Raw genomic sequence first — 10,634 nt, forward strand, 5'->3', positions numbered from 1 at the left:
GCCCCTCCCCCGGTCGGCGGCGGGCGGGCGCGCCGCCGTTCCGGGCGGGTCCGGCGGCGCGGGCGGCCCCGGCGGGCACCGGCCCGTTCGGCCACACGCCCGGCCCCTTCCCCCGCGGCACCGCCCCGCGCACTCCAACACCTGCGTGCGGCAGGGAACTTGGCCGGGGCGGCGCGGGCCTCCCGGCTCCGCATCGTCCCGGCACCGCCCCGGCGCACCACCACACACCCGCTCAAAGTAAGATTAGCCTTACCTAATTATCCAGGAGGCGTGCGTGCGCATCTTCAACTCCCCCGGCGGGCGACCCACCAGCGCCGAACAGGTCCGTACGATCCTGACCTCGGCACAGTCGATGTCCCTGCTGACCGACGGCCGCCGCACGGAGATCTCCCGCACGGGCACCGACGGGACGGCGAGCCCGCTCCGCCTCCGTCCGGCACCCGGCGGCCGTACCGGGACGGAACAGGACAGCGCCGACGCCACCCTTGAATTCACCGATATCGCCCCGCTCCCGGCCCGCAGCCGGGTGCGCGCCCGCCTCACCCTGACCGGCCGGCTGCTGCCCCAGGACGGACCGGAGGCGGGGGCCGGCCGGTGCCTGGAGTTCGGCAGCGCCCTCCTCACGACGCCCACCGGCCGCACCTCCGTCACCCTGGACGAACTGCTGGCCGCGGCGCCGGACCCGCTCGCCACCCGCGAGGCCGGCCTGCTCACCCACCTCGCCGACGGACACGGACACCTCGTCCCGCTGCTGCTGCGCCTGGTCGAGCCGCGCCTGCGCCGGCATGTCCGGCGGGCACTCCCGCTCGCCCTCGACCGGTACGGCCTCACCCTGCGCCTGGAGTACCCGCTCGGCCACCACGACGTCCGCCTCCCCTTCCACCGGCGGCTCCACCACGCCGACCAGTTCGGCCCCCAGCTCCAGGCGCTGCTGGCCACCGCCCGCCGCGCCTCCCACCGCAGCCGCCTCTTCCACGGCTCCTGACGGGGCGGCGCATCGGCGCGGCGGAAGCACGGCCCCTCCGCGCGCCCGTGACCGAGGGGCGATTGTCGGCCACGGGGTCTGGCGCACCCACCGGGCACGGTTGGGACGGACGGGGCGGTGAACTTCATATGAACACGGCGCAGTTCCCCCGACGACATCGCAGGCCGACAGCGCGTCAGCGCGCCCGCGGCGCTCCGGGACGGCCGGATCCGCACGGATCATGGCTGCACACTTCACGTATTCTGTGAGAAGTTCAGAGGGTCCCTTGAGGTTGCCGGGCCGGACTTTGCGTCAAGCTCGCGAAGTATCCGGCGCGCTCCCGGGATGACCACCCGGGGCGGGAGCGGCGCACCCCCGACCAGGATCGGGGAGCCCCACGGACTCCGTTCACCCCCCGCGCCCCGCGCCGAGAAACGCCACGTACCGGCGGCACGAGAGAGCTTTTCCCGGTTCGTGCCCTGTCCGAGGAGGAGTGCCCGTTTTGCACACGGCCCACCCGTCGACACCTCGTGCAGACGGCGCCCGCTCCGGCGGGATACGCCCGCCCGCCTCCGCGGACGCGCTGCTGCGCGGCGCGATGGAGCGGCACCGTCCCGCGCTGCTGCGCTATGCCGCCCGGCTGACCTCCGGCGATCCCTACCGCGCCGAGGACATCGTGCAGGAGACCTTCCTGCGCGCCTGGCTCGCCGCCGACCGCCTCGACCTCGCCGAGGAGGATCTCCACGAACTCCGCGCCACCGAAACCCCCTACGGGCCCGGCGCACCCCGGGAGGCCGGGGAGGAGGACGGATACGACGGAGGGGAAGAAGAGGAGGAAAGGCGCGCGGTACGGGGGAAATCACCGCAAGGCTCCCTTGAGCCGCCGACCTGCCTGGAGCGTCAGAAGGCCGATGAATCACGGGCGTTGCGGGAAAACCGGATGCTCCGGGCGGAAGAGACCGCGTCCGTACCTCCGCCGGGTCCCCGCGCCGGCGGTTCCTGTCCGGGCGCCGAGGACGGTCACCACCGGCGGAGCGGGGGCAGGGGCGACGGGCCGGGGCGCGCGGACGGCGGGCGGGGCACCCCCCGGCTCGGGTCCTGGCTGTTCACCGTGGCGCACAACCTCGCCGTGGACGCGCACCGCCGCGAACGGGCCGTACCGGTGGGCCCGACGCCCGCCGAGGCCCTGACCCGGCCCGCCGGGGCGGACATGGCCGACGCCGTCGTGGACCGCTGTGTGATCACCCAGGCGCTGTGCCGGCTGAGCCCCGAACACCGTGACGCCCTCGTCCACATCCATCTGATGGACCGCACGGGAGCCGACGCGGCCCAGGCCATGGGCATACCGCGTGGCACCGTCAAGTCCCGTACGCACTACGCTCTGCTCGCAATGCGGCGTGAACTCGCCGCCCCTTCCCGGCCCACCGTCCCGCGCCCCCGGCTGCGGAACACGACCACGAGGACCGCCACGAACGCGACGCCCCCGCACCCCGCCGACCGTACGACCGCGACGCCCCCTCCCTCCCCCGCCGAAAGCGCCGCCGCATGAGCCGTTCCGGCGATCCGTTCGCCTTCATCAGCGCCCACCAGAACCTCATCTTCACCATCCTCGGCGTGCTCGGGATGGTCCTGCTGCTCTTCCTGCTGCTGCGGATCCCCGTGAAGCGGGCGGGCGGCTGGAAGGCGTCCAAGGACGCCGTACGCCGTGAGGCCACCGCCACCGCCTACGCCTTCGGGGCACCGCTGCGCGCCCTGCGCGCCCACCGCAGGTCACTGCGGCTGCTGGTGCGCCACCTGAAGTCCCCGCACACCTGGCGTGACGCCGAGCGCGCCGTGACCGCCGCCCGGCAGGCCGCCGCGCCCGGCTCCGCCACAGACCGTGCCCCGCGCCCGTACGCGGCGCTGGCCGACGGCGCCACCGTCACCGTGCTGTTCGCCGGCACCCCCGCCGACGCGCCCGGCGCCCCCTGGTCCGAGGACCTTGAGGACCCGCGCCGCTGGACGGTGCGGCGCGAGGACCTGCCCGCCGTCGCGCCGTCCGCGCAGGACGGCCCGCCGCTGCTCGTCGCCGTCGGCGTCGGGGAGGGCCGCTGCGCCTTCCTCGACCTGGCGTCGGGGCCCGCCCTCACGGCGGTGGAGGGCGATGCCCGCACCGCCCCCGCCATGGTCCGGGCGCTCGCCGCGCAGCTCGACGCGCGGCTCCCGGAGGGGCTGGTGACCGTCGCCGAGGGTGTCCACCCGCGGCATCCGGGCGCGCCGGTGCGCGAGGCGTACCGCGCCGCCCGGGAGACGGAGCCGAAGCACGGCATCGCGCCGGTGCTCGCCGCCGCCGAGCTGCCCGATCCGCTCCCCGACGACTTCGGGCGCAGCCCCGGCGGCCCGCCCCGGCTGCGGATCGTGGTCCCCGGCCGGCCCCGCGGCCACGCCCGGCGGCTGCTGACGGACCGCCACGGCCAGCTGCTGCTCGCCGGTACCCCGCTGCTGACCTCGGCGAACGCACTGGGCCGGGCCCTTTCCCGGGTGCTGGCCGATCTGCCGCCGGTGCTGCCGCCGCCACCGCCCGCGGGCATGGCCGACGGCCACCCGGACGCGCTGTTCGACGAGGACGCGGCCGAGGAGACGGCGACCGCCGGCGGCCGTGCCCCGGCGCCCGCCGAGCGCCGCCCGGTGTCCACCGCGAAGAGCGCCGCCGCGACGGCCGAGCCGCCCGCTGCGGGGGCCTCCGCCCGGAGCGGCGCCGCCGGTGCGCCCGGCGTCTCCGCGCGCGCGGACGCGGCCCGCACCGCACAGGACGCCGCGGACGGGTTCCCCGGCCAGGCCGCACCCGCCGACCAGGCGCAGGAGACGCCCGGCGCCGCCACCCGGCCCACCGCGCGTTCCTGACCCGACCCGCCGCACCGCGAGCGGCCGCCGCCCGGCGGCCGCTCGCCCCGTACCGCCCCTTTGACGGCACCGATCAGTGGGACCCCCGTGAAACTGACGCTCACCACCTCCGACGCCGGACGCCTGACGGACCATCTGCTCGATGTGCCCGAGCAGGCGACCGTCGCCGACCTCGCCGCCTCCCTGGCCCCGCCGCCGGACACCGGCGAGCCCTCCTCGACACCCCCGCCGCCCCCGCAGGTCTACCTCGGTGACCGCGCGCTGGACGGCGCGCTGCCGCTGCGCGGCTCCGGGATCCGGGACGGCGCCGTCCTCGGTCTGGGCGCGCCGTGCGCCATCGACCACCCGTCGCGGGCGTGGGACCCGGCGCCGGGCGACCCCGTCCTCATCGAGGTGCGGCACGTCGGCGGGCCCGGCGCGGGCCGGGTCTGGCGGCTCGGCGCGGGCAGCCACGAGATCGGCACCGCCCGCGGCTGCGCACTGCGGCTGTCCGGCGGCGGCGCCCCCGACCACGGCGTCTGGCTCACCGTCGGCCCGGACGGCGAGGTGACGTACCTGCTGCCGGAGGACGCCGACGAGGAGAGCTGCGGACTGCGCAGCCTGACGCCCCCGCCGCCGGTGGACCCGGAGACCGGCACCCCGCTGACGGCGGAGGAGCCCGCCGGGGTCCGCGACGGCGGCACCGGCGGCCACTCCGTGGCGCCCGGCCCCGACGGGCTGCCGCCGGCCGAGCCGGAGCGCCCGCCGGGCCACCGGCCGCCGCCGGACGACGGCTCCGCCGAGTGGCCGGCCTTCGCCGACCTCTCCCTGGGCGAGCACCTGCTGCGGCTGTCGGCGCCGTTCCAGCCGGACGCGGCGGTGAACCCGTCGTCGGACGGGATGGCGGTGGAGTACAACCGCCCGCCGCGGATCGCACCGCACCTGGACGCCGAGACGATGCGGATGCAGGGTCCGCCGTCGCGTCCCGGACCGCGGGCGTTCCCGCTGCTGTTCGTGCTGGCGCCGCTGATGATGGGCCTGATCATGATGGGCCTCTTCCGGTCCTTCTACTTCATGATCTTCATCTTCTTCAGCCCGATGATGGCGGTCAGCAACTGGATCATCGGCCGCCGCACCGGCCGCAAGCAGTACGAGGAGTCGCTGCGCATCTACCGGCTGCGCCGCGCCTCCCTCGAACTGGAGCTGCGCGAGGCGGCCGTCGAGGAGCGGGAGCTGCGCAACACCACCTTCCCCGACCCGGCGTCGGTGCTGCTGACGGCCACCGGCCCGTCCGGCGCCCTCTGGGCGCGGCGCCGCCGTGACCCGGACCGGCTCACGGTGCGGCTGGGCACGCTGACCCGCCCGTCGCTGCGGCGGATCGAGGACCAGGCCCGCGACGCCAACCACCGCTCGGTGCACTGGCGGCTCGCCGATGTGCCGTACGGCCTGGAGATGGCCGACCTCGGCGTCGTCGGACTGGTCGGACCCGGCGCGACCACCCGGTCCGTCGCCGCCTGGACGGTGGCGCAGAGCGCGGTGCTGCACAGCCCGCGGGACCTGCGGATCGTGGTGCTCACCAGCGACGAGAACGCCGAGGCGTGGTCGTGGGTGCGGTGGCTGCCGCATCTGGACACCGGCCGCGGCACCAGCGTCGTCGCGCTCGGCAACGACCCCGAGAGCACCGCGCACCGCATCAACGAACTCGTCGCCGACATCCAGGCGCGCACCGCGGCCGCCGGCTCCGCGCTCGGCCGGACCCTGCTGGACGAGCCGGACGTGCTGGTCATCGCGGACGGCGCGCGGCGGCTGCGCGACGTACCGGGCATGGTGCAGGTCCTCAAGGCCGGTCCGCCGGTGCACATCTACAGCCTCTGCGTGGACGAGCAGGAGCGGCTGCTGCCGGAGGAGTGCACCTCCGTCATCACCGCGACCGGCAACCACCTCGCGGTCCGCGTCACCGGTATCCCCAAGGTCAGCGGGGTGCGCGCGGATCTGGTGGACACCGCCTGGTGCGAGGAGGTCGCGCGGGCGCTCGCCCCGGTCCGTGACGTCACCCTCGACGGCGACTCGGGCCTGCCCGACGGCGTCAAGCTGCTCGGGCTGATCGGCCAGGAGCCGCCGAGCGTCGAGGCGCTGCTGCGCTCGTGGGAGAAGCGTCCCGCCTCCACGACGTTCGTGCTGGGCGCCGGGTACGACGGGCCGCTCCGGCTCGACCTGGTCCGCGACGGGCCGCACGGGCTGGTCGCGGGCACCACCGGCTCCGGCAAGTCCGAACTGCTCCAGACGATGATCGCCTCGCTCGCCGCCGCCAACCGGCCCGACGAGCTGGCCTTCGTCCTCATCGACTACAAGGGCGGCAGCGCGTTCCGCGAGTGCGCCGAACTGCCGCACACCCTCGGCATGGTCACCGACCTCGACGGCCACCTCGTGCAGCGGGCGCTGGCCTCGCTCGACGCGGAGCTGCGCCGCCGTGAGCAGTTGCTCGCGGACGTCGAGGCCAAGGACCACGCCGACTACCGCGCCAAGCGCTCCCGCAACCGCGAACTGCCCGCACTGCCGCGGCTGCTGATCGTCATCGACGAGTTCGCGACGCTGGTGCGCGAGGTGCCGGACTTCGTGCCGGGCCTGATCAGCCTGGCGCAGCGCGGCCGTTCGCTCGGTCTGCACCTGATCCTCGCGACCCAGCGGCCCGGGGGCTCGGTCTCCACCGACATCAAGGCCAACACCAACCTCCGGATCGCGCTGCGGGTCACCGACAAGAGCGAGAGCCAGGACATCATCGACTCCGGCGACGCGGTGAGCATCTCCTCCGCGACGCCGGGCCGCGCCCTGGTGCGCCGCGGCGACCACGCGCCGACGCCGTTCCAGACCGCCTGGGTGGGTGCCGCCCGCGCCGGTGCGGAGCCCGGTGAGGACGAGGCGCCCGCGCAGCCGGGCTCGGTCACCGCCGCCGCCCGCAACGTCCGCGGGGTGGAGCTGTCCTGGAACCGGCTGGGCCGCCCCGTCGAGCTGTTCGACGACGACGAGGTGGAGGAGGTCGCCGCCCCGGAGACCGCGACCGACCTGCTGGCGCTGGTCGAGACGATCCGGAAGGCGACCGCGGCGCTGGAGGACCACAGCGAGCAGGCCAGCCCGTGGCTGCCGGCGCTGCCGGACGTCGTCACCCTCGACGACCTGCCCAAGGCCCCGCCGACCCCGCCGGGCCGTCCCGCCGCAGTGCCGTACGCCCTCCTGGACCTGCCGAGCCTCCAGGAACGCCGGGTCTGCTGCCTGGACTTCGCCACCTTCGGCCACCTCTACGTCGTGGGCGCGCCGCGCTCGGGCCGTACGCAGGTGCTGCGGACGCTGGCCGGTTCGGCGGCGCGGACGCTGTCCACCGCCGATCTGCACCTGTACGCGATCGACGCGGCGGGCGGCGGTCTGTCGGCGCTGGAGGCGCTGCCGCACTGCGGTGCGGTGGTCTCCCGGTTCGACACCGAGCGGCTGGCGCGGCTGCTGAGCCGCCTCATCCGCGAGCTGACCATGCGTCAGGAGAAGATGGCGGCGCACGACTGCGCGAGCCTGACGGAGCTGCGCGCCGCCCTGCCGGCCGCCGAGCGCCCGGCCCATCTGATGCTGCTGATCGACGGCTGGGACGGCATCTCGCAGATGCTCGACGAGTACGACGGCGGGCGGCTGTTCGAGGAGGTCACGCGGTTGCTGCGGGAGGGTGCCGCGGCCGGTATCCACCTGGTCGCCTCGTCCGAGCGCGGGCTGCTCGGCGGCCGGCTCTCCGCGCACAACGACTTCCGGCTGCTGCTGCGCCAGTCGGACAAGGGCGACTACTACCTCGCGGGGATGTCACCCAACCGGGTGCCGAGCCACATCCCGGCGGGCCGCGGCTGGCACACCCCCGCGTCCGTCGAGACGCAGATCGCGCTGCTGCCGACCGCCGGTGACGGGGTGCCGGGCCAGGGCAGCGCCGACCAGGCCGACGCGCTGCGGGAGATCGGGCGCGTCGCCACCGAACGGGACGCCGGGCTCCGCGCCGAGCGGCGGCCGTTCCGGGTGGCGGAGATGCCGAAGTCCATCGGCTTCCAGGAGGCGATGGAGCAGGTTCCCGAGGCGTCGCGCCGCCCGATGTGGGCGCTGCTGGGCATCGGCGGGGACGAGGTCCGGCCGCTGGGCTTCGACTTCCTCTCCGGCGGCGGCAGCTTCGCGGTCGTCGGCCCGCCCGGCTCGGGCCGCTCCACGGCGCTGGCGGCGATGTCGGTCTCGCTGATCACCGGCGGTACGTCGCTGGTGGTGCTCGCCCCGCGCGAGTCGCCGCTGCGCAAGCTCGCCGACCACGGTCTGGCGCAGGTCATCACGGACACCGACCCGTCGGCGAACACCGTCGAGGAGGCGCTGCGCGCCATCGGCGACAAGCCGGTGGTCGTGGTCGCCGACGACAGCGACCTGCTCTCCAGCTGCGGTGCGGACAAGGTGCTGCGGCGGATCGCCTCGTCGGGCCGGGACCGTAACCAGGGCATCCTGATCGGCGGTCCGTCCGAGGGCATGAGCTCCATGGGCTGGATCGGCATGGTCCGCCGCTCGCGGCGCGGTCTGCTGCTCGGGGCGCGGACGATCGGTGACGGCGACATCATCGGCGCGCGCATCACCGCCGAGCACATCCGCACCCGGATGGTCCCCGGACGCGCCTGGACGGCGGGCCCGTCCGGCACCGTGGTGCCGGTCCAGGTCCCGCTGACGGTCCTGGAGAGCTGATACGGCAGCCCGCCCCGGGAGCACGGCCTTGGGGCGGGCGGAACGCGGACGGGCCCGGCACCCACGGTGGGTGCCGGGCCCGTCCGCGCGGGGCGGGTCAGCCCTTGGAGCTGTTGCGGACGCCAGCGGCGATCTGGCTGTCGGAGTCCGTCATCGACTTGACGATGTCGGTGAAGGACTGCGCGAACACCTTGATGTTCGCGGAGGATTCCTTCATCTGCTTGCTGAACGCCTGGTACGCCTCCTCCAGCGCCGGGCTGGACTGCTCGAAGACGAGACCGTCCTTGAGCAGCGCGCTGACGGTGTTCTCCAGATCGCCGAGTTCGTTGGCGATGTCGGTGAACTTGTTCTCCATGGTGTTGGCGACACGCTTGATGTCGTCGTAGTCGAGAAAGACGTCCTGCGCCATGTGTTCCTCCGGTGAATGCGGTCGGGTGGTACGGGATGCCGCCGGGCGGCGGGGGCGTCAGCCGCTGGAGCGGATCTTGTTCGCCATCTCGTCGTCCATGTCCCGCATCGACTGGACGATCTTCTCGAACTGCTCCGCGAAGTCCTTGATGCTCTGCGTCGCGTCGGTCAGCGACTGCGTGAGCTTCTCGTAGGACTGCTGGAGGGCGGGGCTGGAGTTGTTGAACTTCAGCGTGGAGTTGAGCATCGTGTCGACCTCGTTCTTGGCCTCCGTCATACGGGGCACAAGGGTGTTGTCGGCACTGTTCTTGAGGAGGTTCGAGACGCGCTCGATCTCCGCGAAGTCGAGGCTGATGTTGGCGGCCAAGATCTCTCCTTGGTTACGGGTTTCCGACGGGGGTCGAGGTCCGGGGCGGGCCCCGGGGAGCGGACGGCCGGTGCGCGGGGCGCGGCTCAGTCGTCCTCCTTCTCCTTCCATTCGGCGCCGTCGCCGAAGGGGGAGGAGCGGGTGTAGGTGGTGGTCTCGTCGTCCGTGGTGACGGTCATGGTGCCGCTGCCGTCGTCGTTGATGACGTAGCGGCTGGTGGTCTTCGAACCGTCCGGACCGGTCGTCACCGTGGTGTAGTCACGGGCGTCGAAGGTCTTGCCGTCCTTGAGGGTGATGGGCTGCGGTGACGAGTCGTACGTGGTCTTGTTCGTGTACTTCTGCTCGTCGTCGCCGGAGCCGATCGTGACGGTGGACTCCTCGGTCATGACGTTGTTGTCGTCGTCGAGGGTCACCTTGACGTGGGTGCTGCCCGATTCCGTGGTGATGGTCTTCTCGGTGGGCGGGGTGTCGCTGGGCCGCTCGCCCTCGGGGTGGTCACCGGGCTGCGACGGTACGTCCTTGTCGTTGTTGTACCGGTCGCACCAGCCGGGGGCGCCGTCGGCGGAGCACACCTCGTTGATGTCGGCGTCCGGATGCTCCTTGAAGTAGCCGGAGGCGCCGATCTTGTCCAGGTAGTCGTTCCACGCCTTCGTGTCCTTGTCCCACTGGTCCCAGGCGGCCTTCTTGTGCTTCCAGTCGTCGAGGCCGAGGCTGGCGCCCATCACCCCGGCGCTGTCGGCCATGCCCGCGTCGACCTGGAAGTAGTTGTCGGAGACCGACTCGAAGATGTCGGCGAGCTTGTTGAGGCCGTCCTTCGCGTCCTTCGCCCGCTGGCTGGAGCGCTGCGAGAAACTCCACATCGCGGTGCCGAGGTCGCTGAAGCCCATGACGCTCTTCGCCGCGCTCGTCGATTCCGACAGGTCCTTCAGCGCGCCCTTGGCGCCGCCGGAGTCGGCGGTGTCGGCGAGTTGACGCATCCGCGTCTGCACCTGGTTGAGCAGCTCGTAGTCGATGGAGAAGTCGGGCATGGGCACCTCTCGGGCCGGCGGCCGGGCGGCGTGGAAGCAATACCTTGCACCCCTCTCACGCACGGACGCGCCGGATGGTTCACCCGGAAGCGGAATTCATGCCGGGGAACGGTGAACCTCCTGGCCCCGTGGTGCGTGTTATGCGTACGGGTGCTCCTCCGCACCGGCCGCCGCGCCGCCGGAAGAGCCGCCCGCACCCGCCCGAACTGCCCGTACCCGCCCGCACCGCACCCCACCCGCACCGCCCTGCCGCACCGCC

At 73.8% G+C, this 10,634-nt stretch carries 7 protein-coding genes; 4 read left to right on the forward strand and 3 right to left on the reverse strand.

Going from position 1 to position 10,634, the window contains the following annotated elements; all coding sequences use genetic code 11:
* Positions 1 to 274: 274 nt before the first annotated feature.
* The 4 genes from ACZ4M8_RS23835 (at position 275) to ACZ4M8_RS23850 (ending at position 8,572) form a co-directional block, all read left to right on the forward strand.
* Positions 275 to 985, forward strand: coding sequence for a DUF2470 domain-containing protein (locus ACZ4M8_RS23835; protein ID WP_467610462.1), 711 nt, complete (start codon positions 275 to 277; stop codon positions 983 to 985).
* A 472-nt stretch (positions 986 to 1,457) separates the two neighbouring features.
* Positions 1,458 to 2,513 (forward strand): sigma factor, encoded by a 1,056-nt coding sequence (locus tag ACZ4M8_RS23840; protein WP_467610463.1) that lies wholly within the window; start codon positions 1,458 to 1,460, stop codon positions 2,511 to 2,513.
* The gene (locus tag ACZ4M8_RS23845) at positions 2,510 to 3,847 is read left to right on the forward strand and encodes a hypothetical protein (RefSeq protein WP_467610465.1); all 1,338 of its coding nucleotides are present in this window, start codon (positions 2,510 to 2,512) and stop codon (positions 3,845 to 3,847) included. Before ACZ4M8_RS23840 ends, ACZ4M8_RS23845 begins: the two co-directional genes overlap by 4 nt.
* Positions 3,848 to 3,934: 87 nt before the next feature.
* Entirely contained in the window at positions 3,935 to 8,572 is a 4,638-nt protein-coding gene (locus ACZ4M8_RS23850) for an FtsK/SpoIIIE domain-containing protein (protein WP_467610467.1), read from the forward strand.
* 97 nt (positions 8,573 to 8,669) lie between these two features.
* On the opposite strand, the gene ACZ4M8_RS23855 is transcribed toward ACZ4M8_RS23850, so the two are convergent.
* The 3 genes from ACZ4M8_RS23855 to ACZ4M8_RS23865 form a co-directional block, all read right to left on the reverse strand.
* Positions 8,670 to 8,981 (reverse strand): WXG100 family type VII secretion target, encoded by a 312-nt coding sequence (locus ACZ4M8_RS23855; protein WP_467610469.1) that lies wholly within the window; start codon positions 8,979 to 8,981, stop codon positions 8,670 to 8,672.
* Positions 8,982 to 9,038: 57 nt separating this feature from the next.
* A complete protein-coding gene (locus ACZ4M8_RS23860; RefSeq protein ID WP_143940075.1) occupies positions 9,039 to 9,347 on the reverse strand; it encodes a M3 family metallopeptidase in 309 nt (102 codons plus the stop codon).
* An 86-nt stretch (positions 9,348 to 9,433) separates the two neighbouring features.
* A complete protein-coding gene (locus ACZ4M8_RS23865) occupies positions 9,434 to 10,375 on the reverse strand; it encodes a serine/arginine repetitive matrix protein 2 (protein WP_467610470.1) in 942 nt (313 codons plus the stop codon).
* Positions 10,376 to 10,634 lie beyond the last annotated feature (259 nt).

The organism is Streptomyces sp. NPDC027185, from assembly GCF_055567035.1.

Coding starts and splice junctions, on each gene's coding strand:
- ACZ4M8_RS23855 (WP_467610469.1), bottom strand. CDS start 8,981: ATGGCGCAGGACGTCTTTCTCGACTACGACGACATCAAGCGTGTCGCC.
- ACZ4M8_RS23865 (WP_467610470.1), bottom strand. CDS start 10,375: ATGCCCGACTTCTCCATCGACTACGAGCTGCTCAACCAGGTGCAGACG.
- ACZ4M8_RS23845 (WP_467610465.1), top strand. CDS start 2,510: ATGAGCCGTTCCGGCGATCCGTTCGCCTTCATCAGCGCCCACCAGAAC.